This is a genomic window from Bacillus sp. PK3-067, assembly GCF_056738645.1.
In genome coordinates this window covers 373,640-398,330 of record NZ_CP096490.1, presented here as the reverse complement: position 1 = coordinate 398,330, position 24,691 = coordinate 373,640, and the positions used below count along the sequence as shown (strand labels likewise).

General features: G+C 34.1%; 22 protein-coding genes, 3 pseudogenes and 1 riboswitch. Of the genes and pseudogenes, 10 read left to right on the top strand and 15 right to left on the bottom strand.

Going from position 1 to position 24,691, the window contains the following annotated elements; genetic code table 11:
• Positions 1–3: 3 nt before the first annotated feature.
• From arcA to M1D73_RS02115, 4 genes and pseudogenes are all read right to left on the bottom strand, one after another.
• Positions 4–1,236: an arginine deiminase gene (gene arcA, locus M1D73_RS02130; protein ID WP_000682331.1), complete on the bottom strand. Its 1,233-nt coding sequence runs from the start codon at positions 1,234–1,236 to the stop codon at positions 4–6.
• Between the two features lie 268 nt (positions 1,237–1,504).
• Entirely contained in the window at positions 1,505–1,954 is a 450-nt protein-coding gene (argR, locus tag M1D73_RS02125; protein ID WP_000711826.1) for an arginine repressor, read from the bottom strand.
• 146 nt (positions 1,955–2,100) lie between these two features.
• Positions 2,101–2,673 (bottom strand): annotated as a pseudogene (locus tag M1D73_RS02120) (methyl-accepting chemotaxis protein); the annotation flags it as partial.
• A 417-nt stretch (positions 2,674–3,090) separates the two neighbouring features.
• Positions 3,091–3,228 (bottom strand): annotated as a pseudogene (locus M1D73_RS02115) (HAMP domain-containing protein); the annotation flags it as partial.
• Positions 3,229–3,603: 375 nt separating this feature from the next.
• On the opposite strand from M1D73_RS02115, the gene M1D73_RS02110 reads away from it, so the two are divergent.
• The 3 genes from M1D73_RS02110 to M1D73_RS02100 all read left to right on the top strand — a co-directional run bounded on the left by M1D73_RS02110 (position 3,604) and on the right by M1D73_RS02100 (position 6,042).
• On the top strand, positions 3,604–4,326 hold the full coding sequence (locus tag M1D73_RS02110) for an amino acid ABC transporter ATP-binding protein (protein WP_000616927.1): 723 nt from the start codon (positions 3,604–3,606) through the stop codon (positions 4,324–4,326).
• 122 nt (positions 4,327–4,448) lie between these two features.
• Positions 4,449–5,243 carry an ABC transporter substrate-binding protein gene (locus tag M1D73_RS02105; protein WP_000823765.1) on the top strand — a complete coding sequence of 265 codons (795 nt, stop codon included), beginning with the start codon at positions 4,449–4,451 and terminating at the stop codon, positions 5,241–5,243.
• 43 nt (positions 5,244–5,286) lie between these two features.
• Positions 5,287–6,042 (top strand): amino acid ABC transporter permease, encoded by a 756-nt coding sequence (locus M1D73_RS02100; protein ID WP_121868414.1) that lies wholly within the window; start codon positions 5,287–5,289, stop codon positions 6,040–6,042.
• Positions 6,043–6,095: 53 nt separating this feature from the next.
• On the opposite strand, the gene desB is transcribed toward M1D73_RS02100, so the two are convergent.
• Entirely contained in the window at positions 6,096–7,181 is a 1,086-nt protein-coding gene (gene desB, locus M1D73_RS02095; protein ID WP_000661226.1) for a Delta(10) desaturase DesB, read from the bottom strand.
• A gap of 581 nt (positions 7,182–7,762) precedes the next feature.
• On the opposite strand from desB, the gene M1D73_RS02090 reads away from it, so the two are divergent.
• Both M1D73_RS02090 and M1D73_RS02085 read left to right on the top strand, forming a co-directional pair.
• Positions 7,763–9,289 (top strand): FAD-dependent oxidoreductase, encoded by a 1,527-nt coding sequence (locus M1D73_RS02090; protein WP_000199986.1) that lies wholly within the window; start codon positions 7,763–7,765, stop codon positions 9,287–9,289.
• A gap of 143 nt (positions 9,290–9,432) precedes the next feature.
• Positions 9,433–10,733 (top strand): annotated as a pseudogene (locus tag M1D73_RS02085) (MFS transporter).
• A gap of 13 nt (positions 10,734–10,746) precedes the next feature.
• Here M1D73_RS02085 and M1D73_RS02080 read toward each other — a convergent pair.
• Both M1D73_RS02080 and M1D73_RS02075 read right to left on the bottom strand, forming a co-directional pair.
• Entirely contained in the window at positions 10,747–11,529 is a 783-nt protein-coding gene (locus tag M1D73_RS02080) for a nucleotidyltransferase domain-containing protein (protein ID WP_001208237.1), read from the bottom strand.
• 111 nt (positions 11,530–11,640) lie between these two features.
• Positions 11,641–12,750: a PRK06851 family protein gene (locus M1D73_RS02075; protein ID WP_000147463.1), complete on the bottom strand. Its 1,110-nt coding sequence runs from the start codon at positions 12,748–12,750 to the stop codon at positions 11,641–11,643.
• 149 nt (positions 12,751–12,899) lie between these two features.
• Positions 12,900–13,012, top strand: a riboswitch (SAM riboswitch).
• A gap of 85 nt (positions 13,013–13,097) precedes the next feature.
• On the opposite strand from M1D73_RS02075, the gene M1D73_RS02070 reads away from it, so the two are divergent.
• Positions 13,098–13,730 (top strand): cyclase family protein, encoded by a 633-nt coding sequence (locus tag M1D73_RS02070; protein WP_000862981.1) that lies wholly within the window; start codon positions 13,098–13,100, stop codon positions 13,728–13,730.
• A gap of 28 nt (positions 13,731–13,758) precedes the next feature.
• Here M1D73_RS02070 and M1D73_RS02065 read toward each other — a convergent pair whose 3' ends face one another.
• From M1D73_RS02065 to M1D73_RS02035, 7 genes are all read right to left on the bottom strand, one after another.
• Complete coding sequence (locus tag M1D73_RS02065) at positions 13,759–14,139, bottom strand: hypothetical protein (RefSeq protein WP_000424115.1); 381 nt, start codon at positions 14,137–14,139, stop codon at positions 13,759–13,761.
• Positions 14,140–14,368: 229 nt separating this feature from the next.
• Positions 14,369–15,595 carry an ATP-binding protein gene (locus tag M1D73_RS02060; protein ID WP_001046110.1) on the bottom strand — a complete coding sequence of 409 codons (1,227 nt, stop codon included), beginning with the start codon at positions 15,593–15,595 and terminating at the stop codon, positions 14,369–14,371.
• A 137-nt stretch (positions 15,596–15,732) separates the two neighbouring features.
• Positions 15,733–16,998, bottom strand: a complete 1,266-nt coding sequence (locus M1D73_RS02055) for a hypothetical protein (protein ID WP_000434719.1) — start codon at positions 16,996–16,998, stop codon at positions 15,733–15,735.
• A 238-nt stretch (positions 16,999–17,236) separates the two neighbouring features.
• Positions 17,237–17,905 (bottom strand): LSm family protein, encoded by a 669-nt coding sequence (locus tag M1D73_RS02050; RefSeq protein ID WP_001004284.1) that lies wholly within the window; start codon positions 17,903–17,905, stop codon positions 17,237–17,239.
• 162 nt (positions 17,906–18,067) lie between these two features.
• On the bottom strand, positions 18,068–18,517 hold the full coding sequence (locus M1D73_RS02045; RefSeq protein WP_000432509.1) for a spore coat protein B: 450 nt from the start codon (positions 18,515–18,517) through the stop codon (positions 18,068–18,070).
• Positions 18,518–18,537: 20 nt separating this feature from the next.
• Positions 18,538–19,053 carry a spore coat protein B gene (locus M1D73_RS02040; RefSeq protein ID WP_000051525.1) on the bottom strand — a complete coding sequence of 172 codons (516 nt, stop codon included), beginning with the start codon at positions 19,051–19,053 and terminating at the stop codon, positions 18,538–18,540.
• Positions 19,054–19,288: 235 nt separating this feature from the next.
• Positions 19,289–19,528: a helix-turn-helix domain-containing protein gene (locus M1D73_RS02035; protein WP_002025240.1), complete on the bottom strand. Its 240-nt coding sequence runs from the start codon at positions 19,526–19,528 to the stop codon at positions 19,289–19,291.
• A gap of 186 nt (positions 19,529–19,714) precedes the next feature.
• Here M1D73_RS02035 and M1D73_RS02030 point away from each other — a divergent pair, with 186 nt between their 5' ends.
• On the top strand, positions 19,715–20,083 hold the full coding sequence (locus M1D73_RS02030) for a hypothetical protein (RefSeq protein ID WP_000235476.1): 369 nt from the start codon (positions 19,715–19,717) through the stop codon (positions 20,081–20,083).
• Between the two features lie 195 nt (positions 20,084–20,278).
• Here the strand turns inward: M1D73_RS02030 and M1D73_RS02025 are convergent, their stop codons facing one another.
• A complete protein-coding gene (locus M1D73_RS02025) occupies positions 20,279–21,328 on the bottom strand; it encodes an NAD(P)/FAD-dependent oxidoreductase (RefSeq protein WP_001078299.1) in 1,050 nt (349 codons plus the stop codon).
• Positions 21,329–21,661: 333 nt separating this feature from the next.
• Here M1D73_RS02025 and M1D73_RS02020 point away from each other — a divergent pair, with 333 nt between their 5' ends.
• From M1D73_RS02020 to M1D73_RS02010, 3 genes are read left to right on the top strand one after another with little or no spacing between them, the layout of a single operon-like run.
• A complete protein-coding gene (locus M1D73_RS02020; RefSeq protein ID WP_000732597.1) occupies positions 21,662–22,582 on the top strand; it encodes an iron-hydroxamate ABC transporter substrate-binding protein in 921 nt (306 codons plus the stop codon).
• Between the two features lie 48 nt (positions 22,583–22,630).
• Positions 22,631–23,671 carry a FecCD family ABC transporter permease gene (locus M1D73_RS02015; protein ID WP_002025239.1) on the top strand — a complete coding sequence of 347 codons (1,041 nt, stop codon included), beginning with the start codon at positions 22,631–22,633 and terminating at the stop codon, positions 23,669–23,671.
• Positions 23,668–24,675 (top strand): FecCD family ABC transporter permease, encoded by a 1,008-nt coding sequence (locus M1D73_RS02010; RefSeq protein WP_000983751.1) that lies wholly within the window; start codon positions 23,668–23,670, stop codon positions 24,673–24,675. Before M1D73_RS02015 ends, M1D73_RS02010 begins: the two co-directional genes overlap by 4 nt.
• Positions 24,676–24,691: the final 16 nt, after the last annotated feature.

The following is a 24,691-nucleotide window of genomic DNA, read 5'->3' as shown; positions in this document are numbered from 1 at the left end:
ATACTAAATATCTTTACGAACAATTGGCATACTCATGCAACGTGGACCCCCACGACCACGAGATAATTCCGAACTTAGCACCTCAATCACTTCTATACCGTGTTCACGTAATAACGTATTAGATACATAGTTACGATCATATGTAACAACTACACCTGGCGCAATTGCTAATGTGTTCGAGCCATCATTCCATTGTTCACGAGCAGAAGCAATTACATCTCCTCCTCCACATGGAATAAGAACTAATTCACTTAAGCCTAATACCTCTTTTAATGCTTCCATTAAAGAAGTACGATGTGTAATTTTAAGAGTTTCCTCATCTGACCCTTTTTCTAAAATATAAATATTCATATTCCCTTTTGGCCCTTGAATGGCTGGGTGAATTGTAAACTTGTCATAATCAACCATTGTAAATACTGTATCTAAATGCATAAATGCTCGACATTTTGGAATTTCTATTGCTAACACTTTCTTAATTTTATTTTGTCGGCTAAAAAGATTTTTAGCTAAACGTTCAATTGCTTTAGCTGAAGTACGAGCAGATACTCCAATCGCAATTGTTTCTTCATTTAAAATTAGCTCGTCGCCACCTTCAATTGGAAATTTATAATCACGATCTAACCAGATTGGTACATTATGTTTTGCAAATCTTGGATGATATTTAATGATGTACTCCATGAATAATGATTCACGTCTACGCGCTGGTTCTCTCATCTTATTTATCGTTAAGCCATCGCCCACGCTAGCTGCTGGGTCACGAGTAAAATATAAATTAGGCATTGGATCTAAGTAAAACGGATAGTGATCTTCCATTAATTCATATAAATGTGTCTTCTTACTTGTTTCAATTTCGTTTTTCCGTACACCGCCCATAATTTTTTGAATTAATTCTTCATTTGAAAAGGAAAGTAAATATTCTTTTAAAGTTTGATGTGCAACATTTACGTCGGCCTGTCCTTCTTTTAAAATACGATCAACAAATTCTTCTCGAAGTTTTTTATCTACTAACGCCTCAGCGGCTAGTTTTTCTAAATAAAGAACTTCAACACCCCGATTGCGTAACGTTTGTGCAAAATAATCATGCTCTTTTTGAATAATTGGTAAATATGGAATATCGTCAAATAATAATTGCTGCAAATAATCTGGCGTCAAGTTTTCCACTTCTTTACCCGGTCGTTTTAATAAAACCGTTTGTAATTCCCCAATTTCTGAAGTAACATGTATCGGATGTTTCATTTGTTGTACCTCCTTTTAAATATGTTTGATGTCTTACAAGTACATAATAAATGCTCTGTACTTTCATCTTTGTGAAAGCATCCACATTATCATTGTGAAATATTAAACAAGTTATTTTTTTAAAATCATACGAATATGTATTTTTATAACAAACTATCTTGCTTTCTCAATAAAAAATACATATATTACGCATATATGTTGAATATTTAACTTCCGTATTTAAACAAAAATCCTGTTTTTAATTTTATTAAAAACAGGATTTTTGCATCTAAATAATTAAATTTAATCTTTCTTCTATAATCTCCCTATCTGATTTCGACTGTGAAATTATAAGGCATGTATCATTTCCACATATACATCCTATTTTTTCTTTCCAATCTAACTCATCAAATAAAACACCAATAACATGTGCATTACCAGGTAATGTTTTAATAACCATTAATTGATCTACACAATCAATTTTTACAACAACTTCTCGTAATTTTTTCTTTAACTTTATATCAGTTTGTAAATGCTCTTCTGAGAAAACTTTATATATCATTAATCCTTCTTGAGAAGGTACCTTCGTTAAGTTTAACTCACGAATATCGCGAGAAACCGTAGCTTGTGTTACTAATACATCTTTTTTTGCTAACAATTCTACTAATCTTTCTTGCTTATCTATTTCATACTCCTTTACAAATTGTTTAATTAACCGTTGTCTTTTTTCTTTTTTCATAAAAGACACCCCTTTTAATATTATAGCTCGCTATAATTTTCATCCGAAAGGGAGAGAAAAGAATGTTGCGGAAACGTTCATAGTTTAACTGTAAATATTAAATCAAACTAAATAAAAAAGAGAAGAACAGCATTCTGTTCTTCCTTTTACATTGAAAATCGTTCAATTGTTTGTTTCAAATCAGTTGCTTGCTTCTCTAAATCCTTTAATAATTGATCGATTACTATCATATTTTTAGATTGTTGTAGCGTCACACGTGCTACTTCTTGCGAACCAGCTGACGTTTCTTCAGCAATTGCTGCTACAGCTTTTGTTTGTGCTCCTGTTTGATGAATGTGGCTCACTTGTTCATTCATATAACTACTAATTTGCTGAGTTGCATCGGCTACTTCCATAACACTTGATGACATTTCTTTTAAAATTAATTCCGTAGCTTCCCCACGTTTCGCCTCTTCTTTAGCTATTTTCACTTGTTCTGTCATTTTCATTGCAACTTGTTGTACTTCATCTTGCATATTCCGTAATAACTGCGATATGTTTCTTGCAGAATGATCACTTTCATCAGCAAGTTTACGTACTTCTTCCGCAACAACCGCAAAGCCTCTTCCATGCTCTCCTGCGCGAGCTGCCTCAATAGAAGCATTTAGTGCTAATAAATTCGTTTGGCTAGCAATCGCACTCACAACAGACACAATATGTTCTACTTGTTTCATTCGTTCTTCTAACTTCTGTACATTTTGCATTGAATCTTCATTTTCTTTTGCCAATGTTTGAATACCTTGAATTAAAGACGTAAAGACACGAGTACTATGCCCTAAAGCTTCAACCATTTCTGAAGACAATGTATCAGACTGCTTCGCTTTTTCTTCTACTTCACTTGCAATAGAAGTCGTTGTATCAACAGCAGAAACAATTGCTTGAATTGATGCCGCTGATTGCTCAGCGCCTGAAGAAATCTCTGCAAGTGTCTCAGATACACCTTGCGCTTGTCTCGTTGCTTCGCCTGTTTGTTTTCTAATCTGCTGTACTTGATTATTTGTATACGAAAATGTTGTATCAATATTTTTTACCATGCCCCTTAAGTTTCCTAACATCATATTAAATGCAACACTTAAAGATTTAATTTCATCATCTGTCTTCGGTAATGGAACATCTTCACGAATATCACCCTCAGCTGCTTTTCTTGCCGCTTCCTCTAACTTGCGAAGCGGTTTAATTAAAAATACGGCTGCTCCATATGCTAAAATTCCAGACCATACTACCCCTAATAACATAACGATAATATTATATACAGTTTGACTTACATAACTTTGAAAATAATCGTATATCACGTAAATAAAAAATATACTTGTTGAATATGTAATGAAAGCTAAAACTGTAGTGAATAGCATAAGTTGTGTACGTAATCCAAAAGAAAATGTTTTTCTTTCTTTTTCCATCTTCCCTTTCCCCCTTTTTATAAGCAATATAAATACTACCTATATATTATTATCCATATTTTCATTATAGAAGGATATAGAGATTTTAAAAATCATTATTTCTTTGAATATCAAATTGCACGAAAAAAATAAAGGATTCTGACAATTTATGACTAATAACAGAAATACAGGGCAACATTTGTAAAATATATTTTTAACTGGGGGTTTTGTATGATTCAAGTTCGAAATCTAGTAAAATCATTCGGTTCACTTGATGTGTTAAAAGGAATTGATTTAGAAGTAAAAGAAAAAGAAGTTGTTGTTTTAATTGGTGCCAGTGGTTCTGGTAAAAGTACATTACTTCGCTGTCTTAACTTTTTAGAAATGTACGATGAAGGCGAAATTCACTTACAAGGTGAGCGAATTGATCCAAAGCATTCAAATTTAAATAAAGTCCGTGAAAATGTCGGTATGGTTTTTCAGCACTTTAACCTCTTTCCTCATATGACCTCACTAGAAAACATCATAGAAGCACCTATTCACGTAAAAAAATTAGAGAAAGCAAATGCACAGGATATTGGAAATCAACTTCTCCAAAAAGTCGGCCTTCAAGATAAAGCGGATGTAACTCCTCATCTTCTTTCAGGTGGTCAAAAACAGCGCATTGCCATTGCACGAGCTCTTGCAATGAGCCCTAAGATTATGCTATTTGATGAGCCTACCTCAGCTTTAGACCCTGAACTTGTTGGAGAAGTATTGCAAGTTATGAAAGAACTTGCTGAAGAAGGGATGACAATGGTTATTGTTACTCATGAAATGAATTTCGCAAAAGATGTAGCTGATCGCGTCATCTTTATGGACGATGGAAAGATTGTAGAAGATGCTCCGCCAGTACAATTCTTTTCAGCTCCATCACATGAACGGGCAAAACAATTTTTACGCAACGTTTTATAATGTAACTTTTGTTTCAAACGAAAAGGAATACATTCATACGGTGCACAACTAATCATCCAAATAAAATATTTCAATAACATACTAAAAAACCATCCGTATGATCAATATATAGGAGGGGTTTTATGAAAAGAAAACTATTAACCATTGTTGCGAGCATTACACTATGTACATCCTTCATACTAGGAGCTTGTAGCAAAGAAAGCTCTACTACTTCATCAAATAGTGAAAAAGAATTTCGCTATGCGATGAGTGGATTATACAAACCTTTTAACTATAAAGAAAATGACGGCAAACTTGTCGGCTTTGATGTAGAAATCGGTGAAGCTCTTGCTAAAAAGATGAACATGAAGGCTACGCCCGTTACAAACCCATGGGAAACGCTGATTCAAGGTCTTCAAGCGAAGAAATATGATGTAATACTGGGTAGTATGGCAATTACAGAGGAGCGCTTAAAAGCTGTTAGTTTCTCAAATCCGTACTATCGCTCTGGCGCCCAAATTTTTGTGGCTAAAAAGAATACCGCTATCTCTTCTCCAGAAGATTTAAAAGGTAAGAAAATTGGTGTTGTAAAAGCTAGTACCTTTAAAAATCTTGTTGCAAAATATACAGATCAAATCACAGAATATGACAGCGATATTACTGCTCTTATGGACTTAGAGCCTGGGCGTGTTGACGCAGTAATTACGGATCAAATGGTTGGTCTACGTATGATAAAAGAAGGAAAATCGAAGATAAAAGAAGCCGGAAAACCATTAAATCTTGATGAAATGGGAATTGCTATTCGCAAAGATGATAAAGAAATGGTTGAGAAAGTAAATAAAGCGTTAGATGAAATCATTAAAGATGGTACGTATGAAAAGATCAGTAAAAAATGGTTCGGGCGTAATATTCTCGGTGAAGAGGAAAAAACGAAGTAAGTTAGCCATTCAAAAGATTCATAAACAATGCCCCACTGATTAAATGTTCATTTTATGTGGGGCATTTCATTCTCTACTAAAATCTATACAATATGAGGTGAAACGCATGTTTGAAATTTTTATCTCTTCCTATCCCACACTCTTAAAGGCTACTATTGTCACATTACAATTAACATTAACTTCCCTAGTACTCGGTTCATTAATTGGATTATTATTCGCTTTCTTTCGAATCTCTAACAATAAAGTTTTAAATAGTATCGCTCATGTCTACATTGCTATTATTCGTGGTACACCTTTAATTGTTCAAATTGCCATTCTCTATTTTGGAATTACATCCGTTGTTGTTTTCACCCCTTTTTGGGCAGGTGCAATCGCTTTAGCAATTCATAACGGAGCATATATTACGGAAATTTTCCGTGGATCTATTCAATCCGTTGACCGGGGACAATTAGAAGCAGCTCGCTCTTTAGGCATGCCTTATCCTTTAGCTATGCGACGAATTATATTACCACAAGCATTTCGTCTGTCTCTTCCTCCTCTAGGAAACCAATTTATTATCGGATTAAAAGATTCTTCACTTGTTGCTTATGTAGGAATGTCCGAATTATGGGGTTCAGGTTTATCAATTGCAGCAGGTAATTTCCAACAATTAGATACTTACATAATCGTTGGTGCATACTATCTCATACTTGTTCTTCTATTTACTTATTTTGTTAATCTTTTAGAAAAACGACTACAACGAAAAGAAACTAACTCCGTCCAAGTCCATAAAAGGAAGAAAAAGGAAGTTTCTTTATAAGAAAAAGCAAGCCTGAGATGGCTTGCTTTTTCATTGCAAAAATATATTAATTTTTACTGATTTACTTTTTTAATACTCTTTTCTTCTTCTATATGTTCCTCACGATATGAAATATTATGAGGATCTAGTCCATTTCCTAAAGAACCATAGAAGTGCTCTCTATGCGGATCCACTAATTCACTTCCTTGATAATACACACGTGGTGTATTCCATAGCGCTGCCAAAGCTTTTGTCATCGGCATCTCATGATAGCGTTCCGGCCACATTTCTTTAATCTTCTCTTTTACTAACGGATAGTATTTAGAACTCATAGCGGGAAACAGATGATGTTCTGTATGATATGAGAAATTGAAATGTAAAACGTCTACCCAGCGCGGCACTGTTACTGACAAACAGTTTGCTAACGGATCATTTACTGGAACAATTGGATTTAAGCGGTGATTTGTTGCGATATATGCCATTACAATAAAGTTAGCAATTAACAACGGAATGACATATGCAAATAACCATTTTCCAGGTCCCATAATAAACAATAAACTAATCCAAACTGTCCAAGGCAAAAGAAGTTGAAGCCATACAGATTTTTGATTGGATGACTTGAACTCTTTTATAAAATGAAAGAACATTCGAGTCGAATGCAATGTAAATTGAATTGTTAGTGACAAAAAACTAAAGAATGAACGTACATGTAAAGGCATACGATATACCCAACTCAAAAACTTACTCTTCTTAAGTTTCTCAAGTGTCGGCCATGCATCTGGATCATTCTCTTCATGCTGTGTATGAACATGATGCGTTGCATTATGCCACTTTCTCCAAAGCTTTGGCCCTGTTGATAATGGCATAAATGCGATCGCGCCTAAGAAGTCACGAAGCCATGCCTTTCTTACAACAGTTCCATGTAAAATTTCATGCCCTAAAAATCCTAGTGAAGCAAAACATAATCCAAGAACAATCGCAATTCCTAGATTCGCCCACACATTCAATTCAAATACACCAATCGATATTAACCCCGCCAATGCCACAAGCAAATAAGCCAGTCCACCAAATAAACGAGTAGGCACTGGTTTAAATGCTTTTTTCGGCAAATGTGGTGATACACGTGCTGCATACCACCCAAACGTATGAAGCTCCTTCATCCTTTTGCTCCTTTCTTATGCCGCGCCTTGCGCAACTTACATATATCAATTCTTGCTTCCAGATTGATTTTACTAGATGATCCAAAAAGCATCTATTATAAGGAAAATATACTCACTCTATCGTCACTTATTTTTCGCTTTTATTATCAATGAAAAACATTTCTCTTTTTACTCTCTATCAACCTTTCCACATGATGAATCATAACAATAGAATTTCTATATTGTCAACACATTTTATGACCTAGTAATAAAAGGTGGTTATATTTTTATAATCATACTTTATTTCACTAAAGAAAATGTATAGATTCCATAAGGATTTACCCACTATATATAGACATTTTCTTAAACGCCATAGACTCTATCTCATTCAATAACTCCCTATGTAATCAACAAACAGAATCACTTGAATTTAGTTTTATATAAATCCTACTACATCATAATGCCCCACCTAATTAATTATATTAAAATAATTTATAACCTCTTTTAATAAAAATAGACTACTTCTAAAACAACACACATGAATTTCATATAATATGGAAATATTAAAAGGAAAATTGTTCTAAAATCAGGAGGTTTCCGCAATGACAAGTGATACATTTCCACAACTGCCGCTATCTTATTGGATTGAATCTACTCAGTTTCCTACTTTCCCTCGTTTATCCGAAAATATAAAGACGAAAGTTGCTATTATCGGTGCTGGTATTACAGGTATTACTACTGCCTATTTACTTGCAAAAGAAGGCATCGATGTTGTTTTAATTGATTCTGGTCGTATTTTAAATGGAACGACTGGGCATACAACAGCGAAAGTAACAGCACAACATGATCTTATTTATGATGAATTAATAAATCATTTCGGTGTAGAAAAGGCCCGGCTTTACTATGAATCAAATAATCAGGCTCTACAATTCATAAATAAAACTGTTCAAACATATAAAATCGACTGTAATTTCTCAAATGAAGATTCATATTTATATACAACTACTGATAACGGATTAAGAAATTTATCGAAAGAATATGAAGCTTATCAAAAATTAAATATACCTTGTGACTATGTTCAATCTCTATCGATTCCTATTCCAGTACAATCTGCGCTTGTAATGAAAAATCAAGCACAATTCCATCCCCTTCTTTATTTAAAAACACTTTTAGAAAAGTTTGTGGAGATGGGCGGAAAGGTCTACGAACAAACAACAGCTATGGATGTGGAAAAGGGCGATTATTCACAAATAATTACAAAAGAGGGCCATCATATCACTTGTGAATATGTCGTCTCTTGTTCACATTTTCCTTTTTATGATGCGAATAGCTTTTTCTTTACGCGAATGTACGCAGAACGCTCCTACGCTCTTGCAATAAAAGCAAAAACGGAGTATCCAGGTGGCATGTATTTAAGTATTGATGATCCAAAGCGCTCCTTACGCTATATAACAAACAATGGAGAAAAATTAATTTTGATTGGCGGAGAGAGTCATAAAACAGGTCAGGGAATAAATACGATGCTTCATTATGAAGCACTCTATTCTTTTGCTGAAGCCACTTTTGGAATAGATGAAGTTCCTTATAGATGGTCAGCACAAGATTTAATTACTCTAGATAAGCTTCCTTATATCGGACATATTAACGAAAGAAATCCAAATATATTTGTTGCAACTGGATATCGCAAATGGGGAATGACAACTGGAACTGCTGCCGCTCACCTACTGAAGGACTCCATCCTAAAAGTTCACAGTCCCTATAAAGAACTGTATGCACCATCACGCTTCCATGCAAATCCAGATATAAAAACGTTCCTCTCCCAAAACATTGATGTTGCGAAACATTTAATTGCAGGAAAGATTGAAACCGCATTACGTAAGCCAGAAGATCTCGAAGTTGGTGAAGGATCTGTCGTACATGTTAACGGTAAACGAGCAGGTGCTTATAAGGACAAAGAAGGAAAATTACATATCGTCGATACAACTTGTACACATCTCGGCTGTGAAGTTGAATGGAATAATGGTGATTGTACTTGGGATTGCCCTTGCCATGGTTCTCGTTTTTCAATTGAGGGAGACGTTCTTGAAGGCCCAGCAGATCAACCGTTAAAACGAGTTGATAATGAGTAAACAAATAAAGAAGTTCAACAAAATTACTGTTGAACTTCTTTATTTGTTATAAACCCTTTTCAGATAAAATTCGACACAAGGAGGAAAATATTAACATTAAATAAAATAATATATTCATCTACAAATTAAAAGGGGTAAATATTATGCAACCTTCAGCTCCACCTCATCTAGAATCTACAGAAACTATCTTTCCAAGCTCTATTACAAAACTTGTTGTTTTTATTTGTTGGCTAGCCATTTTAGCTGATGGATATGATTTAGGTATTTACGGTGCCGTTCTACCAAAGCTCCTAGAAGACAAAAGCTGGGCGCTATCACCAGCGCATGCTGGTACAATTGCAAGCTATGCTTTATTTGGGATGTTTATTGGGGCTATTCTAGTTGGAACGATTACAGATCTAATTGGGCGTAAATGGACGCTTATATGCTGTTTAGCACTTTTTTCTATCACAATGGGTTTAGCGGCTATCACTCCTTCTCCTGAGTTATTTGGATTATCTCGATTTATAGGAGGAATCGGATTAGGCGGTGTTATCCCAACAGCTTCAGCACTTACTGTTGAATATTCACCAAAAAAAAGGCAATCTTTTATTTATGCTCTTATGTTTACTGGCTATCCTTTAGGTATCGTGTTAGGTGCTATTTTGTCCATGCTTATGTTAGAAGATTTCGGATGGAGAATTATGTTTGGTATCGGAATGATTCCACTACTCCTCATTCCTTTCATTATTCGCTATTTACCCGAGTCCATTCAATTTTTATTATCACGTAATCGCCAAGAAGAAGTGAACCAAATTCTTAATCGTTTTCAAATTGAATTTCATGTAAAAGATAAAACTCATCAAGACCCATCTACTATACGAAAGAAAATGGATTTTTTACTTTATTCTCAAAAGAATACATAAAAGCAACGCTACTTTTTTGGATCACTTATATAATGGGAATGTTTTTAATATATGGTTTAAACACTTGGTTACCACAGATGATGCGCCAGGCAGGATATCCTCTTGGGTCTAGTCTGTCATTTCTACTTATGCTAAATATTACCGCAGCTATCGGCGCACTATTCGCTGGAGCAATTGCTGATCGTATAGGAGCAAAAATCGTTATTAGCATCTCTTATCTTATGGCAGCCATATGTATCGGACTATTAACAATCAAACCATCTGTTACAATCATTTATCTTTTAATTGGCCTTGCTGGTATTGGATCAGTCGGTATTACTCAAATATTAAATGCATATGTAACACAATACTTCCCATCACATATCCGAGCTACCTCCTTAGGCTGGGGACTGGGGCTTGGCCGAGTTGGTGCAATTGCTGGCCCAATTCTCGTCGGTATTATTATGACAATGCAATATGACCTAGCATGGAATTTTTACTTATTCTCCTTTGCAGGTCTTATCGCGGCTATATCTGTTTTCTTCATTCCTACAAAATAAAAAGAGCACAAACTTACTTGTGCTCTTTTTCATATGCTTCAAACAACATATCTCGAAACAATGTATTTAAACTCTCAATATCGATTCCTGATCCCTTTTCAATTCCTTTTACATATTGCTGATAGTAATGAATTTGTTCTTCTAAAAATTGATTTAGCACCTTAATTTTCAATCCAACATCTAATTCAGTACCTGCTTTTTTCTTTATTAACAACTTTTCAATTTCATCTAATACGCTACGTTCTAATGATAATTCTGTAATTAATCGATCAAATTCTACAGGAGGTAAAGTCGTTTTCTCTTCTAGCCACTTACAAGCTAAAATGGGACGTAATACATAAAAGTACTTTTTCAGCTTTACATTCTCACCTTGCAAAAATTCACGATAATTTTTCGACGCCATATGTAAATAATGATATATCGTTGCTTTTGGATCAAAATTCTTCTCACTCATCTGTTGAAGTAGTTCTGGAAAATTAGAGTTTTTCGAATAAAAAATTGGTGATCGAATCCACTCAAGTAAAGCAGGATTCGACTTCGCGAATAGTTGCAACGCCTTTTTAATATCCCAACCACTTATATCTAAATCATCACTAATTGGATATTCAATTACATCTCGTTTGTCATGAATTGATAAATACCATTCTACCGGATGTATATAAACAAACCTAACATCATAATCGCTATCTTTCGATGGAAACCCCCAAGCACGACTCCCTGATTCCACCGCAAATAAAATTTTTACATCATTCTCTTTTTCAATTCTTTCTAACTCCAACTCGATTTTCTCTCTCATTTCATAACATCTCCATTTTTTGATTATTTCCTTGGAAATTCGACAATACACTATTAATTTTACTACATACTAAAAAAACTGTCAGAAATTACTGACAGCCTAATGAAACGTCTATTGTTGCTTTTCAATTACAGTAGCAGCAATTCGTTCAAACTCTTTTTGAATCTCCTCTTTATATGCATCTACTATTGAAAAATCCATAGCAGCAATATAAATTCGTTCTAATTTATCACGAACCGATTTTGCTTTCGCTAAGAAAGACATCGCCTCATTCATTTTTGCTTTATATTGAATGGAGACATCACGAATTTCCTTCGCATATTTCTCATCCGTCCCTGGCGTAACAATAAGGACATACATATCAATAATTTCATCACCCTCGCGACTTGGAAAATATTCATGTGGTGCGGTGCTATCAAAAATTGCAAATCCTAATTCTCTTACGATAACCATATCAAGACTATTCGGGTCAAATCCGCAATGATATACTTCAACTTCAAACCCTTTTTCTTCAGCTGCCTTAGCTAACTTTTTGAGCATCGTTGATTTTCCAGAGCCTGGGCGCCCTTTTATAAAATAACGATGTGGTAACCCTTCTGTTAAATTAGGAACAAAATCAACTGCTCCTTTCGGTGTAGCAGCTCCTAAAAAACGATGTTTTACAAGCGATTGTCTCCCGCTTTTATCTGCAAATAATTTCTGGATTAGCTGATTGGTTAGTTCATTTGCTTTATTAAAATCTATATTATCAATATATATCTTCTCCCACTCATCATGTATAACCAATGCCTCTTTAAAACGTGCGTAAGCAGACTGAAAAGCTTTGCTTGCTTCTGAAACAAATCTTTCAATTTCTAACTTCTGCTTTCTTAGTTTATCTGAGTCCCAAGCAATTCCTAAATTTATATACTCTTCAACAACCCCTGGCATTTTTGGCTCAATAACATGCGGCGATGTCCCATCAACAATTCCTACTTTTAATTTTGGGATAATTACACCATCAACCGATTTATTATCAGAAGAACAATGTAAAAATTCAATATCATATCCTTTTTCAATCCATTCACGACCTATTGCCTTTATTAAAGAAGATTTTCCCGTTCCTGGGCCACCCTTTAAGATAAATAATCTGTCTAATCCTTTTAAATTCTCTTCGTATAAATTGTGAAATCCCCTAGCTGTATTACCACCAGCATAATAATTTAATACATTTCCTGTCACTGCACTCACTCCTTCGCAGCATTCTATTTACATAAGCTACAATATGCGAGCAGCTTTATTTGGGTGAATACCTATTTTGTATTGCACGCAAAAAGGAAATGAATTACAATTTAACTATCGGAAAATTCCGATTTTAAAAACTGAATACTTCTTTATCAAGAGAGGCAGAGGGACCGGCCCTTTGAAGCCCAGCAACCTCAGTTTATACAAACTGAATAGGTGCTAATTCCTGCAAAATGCAATGCATTTTGGAAGATAAAACCCAACTAGCATGTAAAGCTCATCTTTCTTGATACTGAAGGATGAGCTTTTTATTATTTGAAAAACATATATTGGAGGTATGTAAAATGAAAGTAATTGATTTATCACAAACATTTGAAAATAATATGTCTCAATTTCCTGGAACACCTAAAATACAACTAGAAGCTGTTACAAGTGTTGAAGAATCAGGATATCAAGTTACAGATTTTCATTCTGTCGTTCATGTTGGCACGCATTGTGATGCTCCTGCGCATTTTATTTCAGGCGCAACGACCATCGATCAATTACCGCTGGATCAATTTGTAGGTGAAGCTGTTCTTATAGATGTAACACATATTCAAGAGCGAAAATTACCTAAGACAGTATTGCATAATACTGACATAAAAGAAGGTGATATTGTTATTTTTCATTCTAATCTATCCACAAAATGGAATACAGAAGCTTATGAGAAGGAAGCATTTTATCTTTCTGAAGAATTAGCTAAAGAACTAGTGCGATTAAAAGTAAAATCTATCGGTTTAGATTTCATTTCCCCTGATGAAGTCACAACAGAAACATCACCGATTCATCACATATTACTAGGGAATGATATTTACTTAATTGAAAACTTAACAAATCTAGATGCTATCGAAGAAAAACGTTTCTTTTTCTCAGCAGCACCTTTAAAAATTAAAAATAGTGACGGTGCTTTCGCAAGAGCATTTGCTGTTATTTTTTAAACATAGCCTATAAAAAAAGCAAAGGCCACTACTGGTCTTTGCTTCTATATTTTCTATTTAAATTAAGAAAGAATTGTTCCACACGAGGACGCAACCAAGCTAAACAATCTATCTCTTTCTTCTTTGTGCAAGCTATCTCTTCTCCATCTACCATTTCAACAAGTTCTAGTTCTAACAGTTGCCTCGTGAATGCTAACATATTCACTTCTTCGGATGGATACTCTTCTTTTAATTTCTCCTCAATTTCCCCCAATAAAAAACCGTCACGCATCATTGCCAATGCATCAATCCAAAGTGGCGGCATTTCATATTTTTCTCCTGTAATTGTATCTTTTACAATATAATTCTTTTGCTCTTTTCGAAATTGAATCGTGTGTAAACATACAGTCGAATTTAATGTTAATTCCATCATACCACCTCTTTCATAATATCTGCATAGAAAAAAGGATGCGTGTGCACCCCTTCTTATCTTTTCATAACACTACTGAACCGCTACATGAGCAATCAATCTCATGTCGATATTTTCCTCCATTATAAACGAAGTATTTTATAAAAAAAACCCTTCTTGAAACATTTTATAAAATGTTTATATTTACACAACAAGAACACTTTTCTGAAAAATCTTTTCTCCCAATACATTAAAAGGTCGGCAAAAAAATTTCTACTTTCGTTCCTACTCCTACACTACTTTGGATCGTGATACTCCCTTGATGTTCCTTAATAATTTTATATGTAATCATTAATCCAAGTCCTGTACCAGTCTCCTTTGTTGTGTAAAACGCCTTGCCAATTTTTTCTAACTTCTCATTCTCTATACCAAATCCTTGGTCTTCAACAGAAATACACAAATGTCCTTGCGTTTTTTGATATGCACGGATATGAATTTCTCCACCCTCTGGCATTGATTCTATTCCATTTTTAATGATATTTAATAACACTTGTTTTAATTGCTTATCATCACCGTTTATAGCCGGTAAATTCCCATCTACTTGTAAATGACATTTAACTCTATATTGCGTTGCATAACTTTCCATTAGATGCACAACATATAGAAGGATGTCTCGTATATTACACCTTTCATAATTTGTTGGCTTTGGTTTTCCTAACAACATCAATTCACTAACAAATCCATTGACTCTTTCAATTTCTTGTAGCATAATGTCGTAGCTCATCGTATCAGTTGGATTTCTTTCTTTTTGCATTTGCGTAAACCCTTTTAACGCTGTTAACGGATTTCGAATTTCATGAGCAATTGTTGTAGACATAGTCCCAATCACAGCTAAATTTTCCGTCTCTTTCATATTGTTCATCATTTCAACCACTGTTCTTACATAAGATTGAAATCGTTTTAATAAAGAATGTGAAATAATGAAATAGAATATACATAAAACAAGTGGAATTACCACTTTTAAATCTTGTAATAGCAATGTGAAAAATACGTACTTTCCAATTACACTAAAGGACACTAAATAAAAGTATTTTCTATTCACGAAAACTGGGGCAAATAAAATTAATAACATTTCTACCATACTGCCATGTTCAAAAGGTCTATCCGTTCGCAAATAAATCATTAAATTATTCACAAGATTGATAAACATGTACCCAAATAAAAATAAATATTTTACAGAATATACATACCCTCTTTTTTGAAGATATATAGAAATAGGAAATAATGCTATTACAAATATAGGCACACCTATCCCAAGACTACCTTCTGGCCAACCTACCGCTGTTCCACTAATATTCATAGCAGGATATACAAAATAATATATAGCGTCATATAAAAAGAATATAATATAAAATAATAATATAAATACCTTTAAGGCTCTTCTTTCTTCATAAATCAAGCTCTTGTATTTATTCATATAAAAACTCCCCTTGATCGATACAAAAAACTTTCATTGTTATCTCCTTAAAGTATAAGTATGAAATTGCTTTCAGGGCAATATTTAACCTTATAATAATGAAAGGAAGGAGATCTCCCCTTCCTTTTGGTAACAACTTACATCCATCTTACCCTGTCATGTAACAATCCATCCGTAAAATTATTATGCCCTATTACAAAATCCTTCATATATAAATTTAAATACTCACCGTACTTACTTTCTGTATTTAATAACAACTCCTCAACGTAATAAGCACCTTGTTCAAATTGATCTAAAAGTAAACTGGACAAGCCCGCATAAATCCCGCACCCTACCTGAAAATACGTTGCATTCGTTTTATATTTACGAAAAACTTGGCTACTATTCATCACATTATACATATATGTCTCACTATTTTCATAAACGAGTAACACACCGACCAAGTCCTCTCCAGCAACCTCTTCTTCCGCTGGATTAAACACTTTACGATTCCAGTTCCATAAATCTTCTACTTGATCTAAGTTCTGTCTAATTATATTTGTTGTATACTCATTAATTCGGTAAAGAAAACCAACTTCCATATTAAAGTTTTTCCCTAAAATTAATACTTCCTCATGTGGCATTAAACAACCATAGAATTCTTTTTCTCCTAACTTCACTTTATACTCTGAAGCATATACATCTTCATAAAAGTAAAGAGGACGATGATGGCTCATATACATCGGATAACTCCAGATTGCTTCATCTAAAAATCGCTCTACTGCCCATGAAGCATAAAGTGTATGTGGCTTTATAAGTGCTGTATCATTCAAAAATGACGTGTCATGTTCTACAATATAACATGCTCTTGGCCTTTCATTTGGTCGTTCCTTCATAAGCTCAACAACCATCCATTGAACAACACCTGGATTCATACCTGAACCTATAATCGCTTTTGTATTTGTAAATTTCTCTTTCTCCTTCTCAAACCTTGTATATCTTTCCGTAAGCTGAAAGCCAATTAAGCTATCGTCCTGATCTACTGCCTCATTTTCCAAGGCTGAGTTAATATAACAAATTCCTAGTTCATTACAGCAGCTTAATACTCTAATTGTATCTGCCCCTGAAACATCAATCACAACACTCGTTCTTTTTTCTTTTAAATGTTGTTTAAATTCCACTACATTTTGAAGGTTTATTTCATATAAATATAATTGACCTTTCAGATTCGAAAACAACTCATCATAATAAGTCCTATCTTTTTGTTTTATATCCACCAAATGAAATTTGGCATTCTTTAATACTTCATAAATTGGATCTTTTTCATTTGCTATCGCTTGATTTAAAATTGCTAAAACCGCTTTTGCTGCTCCACCAGCACTACCAAGCAATGTAATTGATAACGAATTAGGAAACTGCTCCACAAACAAAACCCCTTTAATAAATTAGTTGAGCAGCTCCTCCTCAAAAAATAAATTGAATATATAATAAGATAACTCGTACACAATGTTTATAAGTTAGTGCAAAGTTACCTTTTAAAAAATCACACTATACTATGCTTATATTCAATTCATTTTCCCCTCATCTCCAAATTAAACTAAAACAAATAGGCTCGACCTTTTCTTCTGCATATAAAAGAAAAAGCCAGCCCTTCCAACTAATCTACGGACAATGGACGGATTTTACATGTTGAATATTTACATACATTTTCGCATCACGTGCTTTTGATATTTCAATATGACCTTCATCAATTTTCGCCATTTTTCCAATTTTATTGGACTCCTCACCTAAATCGAACACCATAATTTTCCCAGCCATTTTAATAAGCTGTTCTTCAAACGTTCGAGCTAACGTAATATTTAACGGATTCACGGGGAGTTCATTTTTATTGAGGGCATAAGGCACTTGATTTTCTTTATACGGAATTAACCATTTCAAGTGTTTTAAAGATATATATACAGTTTTATAAACTGGACTATAAAAAACAATATAATCGTTCATCACACTTGTAACATAACCATGTATTGGAGCATTTCCGGCTACATAAATTTCCGTAAAAATCCCTTTAGATGTACTTAATACTTTCCTCAAAGAAATTGAAGGAGACTCTCTCTTAATTACAGAATCCACATCTGGTTTTGAGATTTCTTCATCATTTGATCTTAAAAACTTATAATATTGTACATGATATAAAGATATATATACGTAGTCTTGTCCATTGTAAAGAACAACGATATCATTTCCTACATCAATTAATACACCTTTAAATCTTTTTTCACCGATTAATTTAACATATATATTTTCTCCAATACTTTTGTTTAACTCATTCATCTATATCCTCCTTCCTACGAATTTCTTCTTATCTGTCTTCCATTTCTAAAAAAATAATCAGGGCAAAGTTCTGTTTTAATAGTAAGTAATTCCTTTTCATACTATCGAAATAAGAAATTGTTCTTCTCTTTCCCTCATAATGCCCCTCTTATTTATTAAACATTATTCATCTTCATTCTTTTTACATTTAACTACTTGACTCACACTCTTAATATGAGACTTAATTACATAAATAACTTCATCACCGTTTACTAGTGTAATACAGCCATGGTGTACCTCACTTAATAAACCTTCCACACACTCTGGACCGCCACGATTAATTTTTACCCACTTATACTTCAAGTCTTTTAATATATCTAAAAAAGTATCCTCATCAGAGCAGAAACATGAACTATAGCAATCGCCACATTTACTTTCTTTCACTTTCTTCACTAGACTCTTCACATGTTTCAACTGATAATATACTAATTCACCATGAGGTAACTGTAACGTTAGATAATCTTTTCCTAACGATACGAGCTCACCAACTCGACTTTCTGGTCCACGAAGGTTTACTTTTACAGTCTCACCAACTAAACATTTAATTTGGTCACAGCATAATACGTTCTCCAATTTCGTATCCCCCTTTCTTATTATCTTCCTCTACTTGATTGTCTTTGTGCACGAGCACGACCTGAATTATCGCTACTTTCCTTACTATCGTCGCTCTCATCACTCTCTCCGCATGCTAAAGCATTATAGTTAACACTTTTAATATGCTTTATTGCAATTAATATAATTTCTTCTTTTACGATTAATGTTACGAAGTCACAAGAAACATCTTGCAAAATGCCTTCCACTTTCTCTGGACCGCCGCGATTAATTTTCACCCAGCAATATTTGAAACTTTCAAGTAGTGCTTCAAAATCTTCTGCACAGGCGCAATCTTCCCACTCACAATCACTTGATCCACATTCTTTCGCATTTTTTGTAATACTTTTTAGATGTTTAAGTTGATAGTAATAAAGCTCACCTTTTTCATTCTTCAATACGAAGTAGTCCTGACATACTGATATTATTGTTCCTTTTTGAGATTCTGGACCACCCCTGTTTACTCTCACAAAAGATCCAATTAAGTCTTTCAAAAAATCACAATGAAATAAACTCACGAGAAAACCCCTTCCATTAATTTATAAGCTTTTGCACTGATAGTATATGTATCTGTACAGGTTACGTTCTCTATGTTTGTCCTAGCTAGAAAAAAATATGCTTTTAACATGGTAGACTACTACCTATCAAAATTTGAAGAAAGGCTAAGAACTCCTTATGTTTTTGATATCTTCAAACAAAAAATCCCTTATGAAGATACATTTCTGCATATCTTCATAAGGGATTTCCCATAGTTTAATCTTCGTCTTTAACATCCATATCTTCTGGAATTGGTTCGTTCAATATTTCTTCCACTAATTGCTTATATTTCTCCATTTGTTCTAAATGCGTATTGAATTGTTCTTTATTTACTAAATATTGCTCTCCATCGAATAGCGCACGAATTTTCTTTTGCTGAATTAACTCTTCAATATACGATTTTGGTAAATTCAAATACTCCGCAGTCTCTTCTATTGTTATATACAATGCGTTCATTCCTTTATTATTTTTTCATCTATACTGTATCTTACTTTACTTTATTTTTGTAAACAAATAAAAAAGATTTTGTAAATGCAGTTCAAAAAGCAGGTAGATGCATTCCATATATTGTATAGTATTATATAGTAAGAATTTTTTAAATATAGAATGGTATTACCCATTTACACAAAGGAGAGTTAACATATGGCTACTCGTCACATCATTACAATGTTAGAAAAAACACTGCAAGTTGAAACAGAAAACACAATTTCTCATTTGAATGTATCTTTATCTGATCGTTTTCTTTCTCAAAGCACAGCAATACATGAAAACAATTGTTATCATACAATTGGTGAATGGTACAAAAATCATTTCTTATTCCAACAAGATGATTTCCTTTGGGCTAAATATGCCTTCTATGACGCATATTGTGAAGCCATCCAAAAACAAGGTCATCTTACAAAACGCGTCCGTCAAATATTAGAATCATTGGCTCGAAAACACGGAAAACAGTATATTGCTTCTATACTAAATATGCCATTTCCTAATAAACGCGCTAAAGGGACAGCGTAATTTAGCCATGTTCTGTGTAAGCAAAACATAGCTAAATTGTTTTCTAGGATGCTTTACCAATAAAATGTTCATATCATATGAACTGATGAAACCGGTGTCATTATAATGATAGAAAATATAGTAAACAGGAAAACCCCCACGTACACCTCTCATTCACTTGAATAGAGAAATACGTGGGGGTATACTTGTTCCTTATTATTTCATCATCTGCTTAATCAGTTCGCGATTTCTCTTCTTAAATACTTCATTATGAGAAGAAACCATTCCGTACTCACTTGCATCTGGTTGGATAAATTGTTTTGCTTTATTCACAGCATTTCCAGCATCTTGGAATGCACCTGCAATTAAGTGTAGTTTCCCTTCGTGCTTTAAAATATCTCCAGCAGCATATAATCCATCTACTGAAGACTCACTATTTGCATTACCTGCAATATAATAATTATCTATAATTGCAACGTCTAACTCACTATTTTCTAATAATGTAATGTCGCGTTCATATCCATGATTAATAATAACTTCATCAATAGGTAAATGAGAAACCTCACCTGTTTCATGATTTGTTAATTCTACATATTCGATCGCTTCATGATTATCACCGGCAATTAATTTTGTAATCGATGTATTAAAGAAACACTCCGCTGAGCTGTTCATAAGTTGTTTTACTTGTGCTTCATGACCAGATAATTCTTCTTTTCTATAAGTTACATACACTTTTTTCGCAATTGGTTCCAATTCATTTGCCCAATCAACAGCAGAATTGCCTCCACCGGAAATAATAACTGTTTTACCTTTGAAACGCTTTAAAGATTTAACTGTATAATTTAAATTCGATACTTCAAATCGCTCAGCACCTTCAATAGATAACTTTTGCGGTTTCAATATACCACTTCCTGTTGCGACGATAACTGTTTTTGAAAAGTGTTCTTCGCCAGTACTTGTTTTTAATGTAAAAGTACCATCTTGATTACGAATAATCGATTCTACTTTTGTATCTAATACAACTTCCGGCTTAAATGTTAACCCTTGCTGTACAAGTTGTTCAATTAACTTATCACCTGTAACTGGCAATAGTCCTCCTACATCCCAAATCATTTTTTCCGGATACACATGTATTTTTCCACCTAAATGTGGTTGAAATTCTATTATTTTCGTTCTCATTTCTCTGAGTCCACTATAAAAAGCTGAATAAAGCCCTGCAGGTCCTCCGCCTATCACGGTTACATCAAACAATTCTTCTCGATTCATTCGTGCTCACTCCTCAGCTATTAATCGTTGATTATCATTCTCAATAAAATATAACCTGTTTCCGCAAAATTTACAATCAAAATTACTATTGACAATACACCTATATAAAATTATATTATTTAAAGAATCAATAGTGATAATCATTATCATTTTGTTAATAATTAGCAAATTTGAGATTACATCTTCTTTCATTAATATGGTTATTACTATATTATAAAATCTCATATTCAAGATTTTTAATAAATTATTTTGCATTACCACTACTATTTCAAAAAGATTGCAGTTAAACAAATTATTGTATACACATATCATCTATGTTAAAGGAGAAAGACGATGAAAAAGTTATTTATTTCACTAACAGTCCTTTTCGTTCTTGTTATGAGCGCTTGTAGCAATAGCTCTACAGACAAAAAGAACGATGCAAAAGGTAGCAAATCAGAAACAATTACATACCAATCTGAAGATGGTAAAAAAGTAGAAGTTCCTGCAAATCCAAAACGCGTTGTTGTATTATCATCATTCGCTGGTAACGTAATGTCATTAGGTGTAAATCTTGTTGGGGTAGATTCATGGTCTAAACAAAACCCACGTTTTGATAGCAAACTTAAAGATGTTGCTGAAGTATCTGATGAAAATGTTGAAAAAATCGCTGAACTAAATCCAGATTTAATCATCGGTTTATCAAATGTTAAAAATGTCGATAAGTTAAAGAAAATCGCGCCTACTGTAACATACACTTACGGAAAAGTTGATTACTTAACACAGCATTTAGAAATCGGTAAGTTATTAAATAAAGAAAAAGAAGCAAAAACTTGGGTTGATGACTTCAAGAAACGTGCACAAGAAGCTGGTAAAGAAATTAAAGCAAAAATCGGTGAAGATGCAACAGTTTCTGTTGTAGAAAACTTCAACAAACAGCTTTATGTATACGGCGAGAACTGGGGCCGTGGAACAGAAATCCTGTACCAAGAAATGAAATTAAAAATGCCTGAAAAAGTAAAAGAGAAAGCATTAAAAGAAGGTTACTACGCATTATCTACTGAGGTATTACCTGAATTTGCTGGTGATTACTTAATCGTAAGTAAAAACAAAGATACTGATAACTCATTCCAAGAGACAGAATCATATAAAAACATCCCAGCAGTAAAAAATAATCGCGTATATGAAGCAAACATGATGGAATTCTATTTCAATGATCCACTTACATTAGATTTCCAACTAGACTTCTTCAAGAAGAGCTTTCTTGGTAAATAATACAAACATGAGGAATTCTTAATTTAAGAATTCCTCTTCCTTTATTCTATGAACAGAAAAGATGTGAAACGAATGACAAAAGATCATGACAATCCACGTTCTATAGCTTTTACATACAAACTAATTTTAAGCTTAATTGCATTCTTTCTTATTTTTATGGTTGCAATGGTATTAGGTGCTGCAGATACTTCGATAAAAGATGTATGGTTAGCACTCACTTCCTCCGCTAAAGGAGACAAAATATCTATTATTCGAGAAATACGTTTACCACGTGAAGTTGCTGCTATTTTTGTAGGAGCTGGATTAGCCGTTTCTGGGGCAATTATGCAAGGATTAACACGAAATCCACTTGCGGACCCTGGATTATTAGGGCTATCTGGTGGAGCAAATGCTGCGCTTGCACTGACACTTGCTTTCAACCCTTCCATCAGCTATCTTTACTTAACATTAGCTTGCTTTATCGGTGCTGCAATTGGCGCAATTATGGTATTTGGAATTGGTATGGTGAAAAAAGGCGGCCTTTCTCCTCTTCGAATTGTATTAGCGGGCGCTGCAGTTTCAGCATTTCTACTCGCAATTTCAGAAGGAATCGGCATTTACTTTAAAATTTCACAAGATGTATCACTTTGGACTGCTGGGGGCGTAATTGGAACAACTTGGAGCCAATTAAAAATTATTATTCCAGTCATTTCAATTAGTATCTTTATCGCTATCTTACTAGCAAAAAAATTGACAGTTCTTAGTTTCAGTGAAGAAGTGGCTATTGGACTAGGTCAAAAAATTATTGTTATTAAAACTATTTTATTTATCATTATTATCTTACTTGCAGGTGCATCTGTAGCGCTTGTTGGAAATATGGCATTTATCGGCTTAATGGTACCTCACATGGTACGCCCAATTGTCGGTCCAGATTACCGATTTGTTATACCGATGTCAGCAATTGCTGGAGCTTCCTTTATGCTACTTGCAGATACAATCGGACGTACTATTAACGCTCCATACGAAACACCAGTTGCGGCAATTGTTGCGATTGTAGGGTTACCATTCTTCCTATTCATTGTACGTAAAGGAGGAAAAACATTCTCATGATGCAATCTATTTTAAGAAAACAGCGTCTCATTATACTCGCTTTACTTATAGTAATCATCACAACCATTGTAGTTGGAATGGGACTTGGTTCAGCATCTTTATCTTATGATCGACTACTCCCAACATTAATGGGGCAAGGGACTTTTAAAGAGGAGTTTGTTTTATACTCTTTAAGACTACCTAGAATTGTCATTACATTATTAGCTGGTATGGCTCTCGCTTTATCAGGGGCTATTCTGCAAGGAATTACCCGAAATGATTTAGCTGAACCTGGTATTCTTGGTATTAACTCTGGGGCTGGTGTTGCTGTTGCTATTTTCTTTTTATACTTTCCAATAGACGTAGGTTCATTTCTTTACTTACTACCTGTCGTTGGATTTATTGGGGCATTTCTGACAGCTGTTCTAATTTACGTGTTTTCATATAGTAAATCAACTGGACTTCAACCAATACGATTAACATTAACTGGTATCGGTTTTGCATTTGCACTATCTGGAGCGATGATTGTCCTTATTTCATCCGCTGATCGTATGAAAGTGGACTTTATCTCAAAATGGATTGCCGGAAATATTTGGGGAGATGACTGGATTTTCGTTTTAGCAATGCTCCCATGGTTAATCGTATTCATTCCGTTTGTTTTCTATAAAGCAAATCGATTAAACATTTTAGCATTAAACGAACCAGTCGCAATTGGCGTTGGAATTGAAATTGAAAAAGAACGCAGGTACTTATTAGTTGCAGCCGTTGCACTTGCAGCCGCAGCTGTTTCCGTAACAGGAGGAATTAGCTTTATCGGATTAATGGCTCCTCATATCGCGAAATCTTTAGTAGGTCCAAGACATCAAATCTTCATGCCTATCGCCCTTTTAATCGGCGGATGGCTATTATTATTAGCAGATACAATCGGACGAAATATCGTTGATCCTAATGGCATTCCAGCAGGTATTGTCGTTGCTTTAATTGGGGCTCCTTACTTTATGTATTTGTTGCTTAAAAAAGCTTAAAAAACACCCTCAAGAT

What these genes read in the sequence shown, in the direction of transcription:
- arcA (WP_000682331.1), bottom strand. Translation starts at nt 1,236, where the DNA reads ATGAAACATCCGATACATGTTACTTCAGAAATTGGGGAATTACAAACG.
- argR (WP_000711826.1), bottom strand. Translation starts at nt 1,954, where the DNA reads ATGAAAAAAGAAAAAAGACAACGGTTAATTAAACAATTTGTAAAGGAG.
- M1D73_RS02110 (WP_000616927.1), top strand. Translation starts at nt 3,604, where the DNA reads ATGATTCAAGTTCGAAATCTAGTAAAATCATTCGGTTCACTTGATGTG.
- M1D73_RS02105 (WP_000823765.1), top strand. Translation starts at nt 4,449, where the DNA reads ATGAAAAGAAAACTATTAACCATTGTTGCGAGCATTACACTATGTACA.
- M1D73_RS02100 (WP_121868414.1), top strand. Translation starts at nt 5,287, where the DNA reads ATGTTCATTTTATGTGGGGCATTTCATTCTCTACTAAAATCTATACAA.
- desB (WP_000661226.1), bottom strand. Translation starts at nt 7,181, where the DNA reads ATGAAGGAGCTTCATACGTTTGGGTGGTATGCAGCACGTGTATCACCA.
- M1D73_RS02090 (WP_000199986.1), top strand. Translation starts at nt 7,763, where the DNA reads ATGACAAGTGATACATTTCCACAACTGCCGCTATCTTATTGGATTGAA.
- M1D73_RS02080 (WP_001208237.1), bottom strand. Translation starts at nt 11,529, where the DNA reads ATGAGAGAGAAAATCGAGTTGGAGTTAGAAAGAATTGAAAAAGAGAAT.
- M1D73_RS02070 (WP_000862981.1), top strand. Translation starts at nt 13,098, where the DNA reads ATGAAAGTAATTGATTTATCACAAACATTTGAAAATAATATGTCTCAA.
- M1D73_RS02065 (WP_000424115.1), bottom strand. Translation starts at nt 14,139, where the DNA reads ATGGAATTAACATTAAATTCGACTGTATGTTTACACACGATTCAATTT.
- M1D73_RS02060 (WP_001046110.1), bottom strand. Translation starts at nt 15,595, where the DNA reads ATGAATAAATACAAGAGCTTGATTTATGAAGAAAGAAGAGCCTTAAAG.
- M1D73_RS02050 (WP_001004284.1), bottom strand. Translation starts at nt 17,905, where the DNA reads ATGAATGAGTTAAACAAAAGTATTGGAGAAAATATATATGTTAAATTA.
- M1D73_RS02035 (WP_002025240.1), bottom strand. Translation starts at nt 19,528, where the DNA reads ATGAACGCATTGTATATAACAATAGAAGAGACTGCGGAGTATTTGAAT.
- M1D73_RS02030 (WP_000235476.1), top strand. Translation starts at nt 19,715, where the DNA reads ATGGCTACTCGTCACATCATTACAATGTTAGAAAAAACACTGCAAGTT.
- M1D73_RS02025 (WP_001078299.1), bottom strand. Translation starts at nt 21,328, where the DNA reads ATGAATCGAGAAGAATTGTTTGATGTAACCGTGATAGGCGGAGGACCT.
- M1D73_RS02020 (WP_000732597.1), top strand. Translation starts at nt 21,662, where the DNA reads ATGAAAAAGTTATTTATTTCACTAACAGTCCTTTTCGTTCTTGTTATG.
- M1D73_RS02015 (WP_002025239.1), top strand. Translation starts at nt 22,631, where the DNA reads ATGAACAGAAAAGATGTGAAACGAATGACAAAAGATCATGACAATCCA.
- M1D73_RS02010 (WP_000983751.1), top strand. Translation starts at nt 23,668, where the DNA reads ATGATGCAATCTATTTTAAGAAAACAGCGTCTCATTATACTCGCTTTA.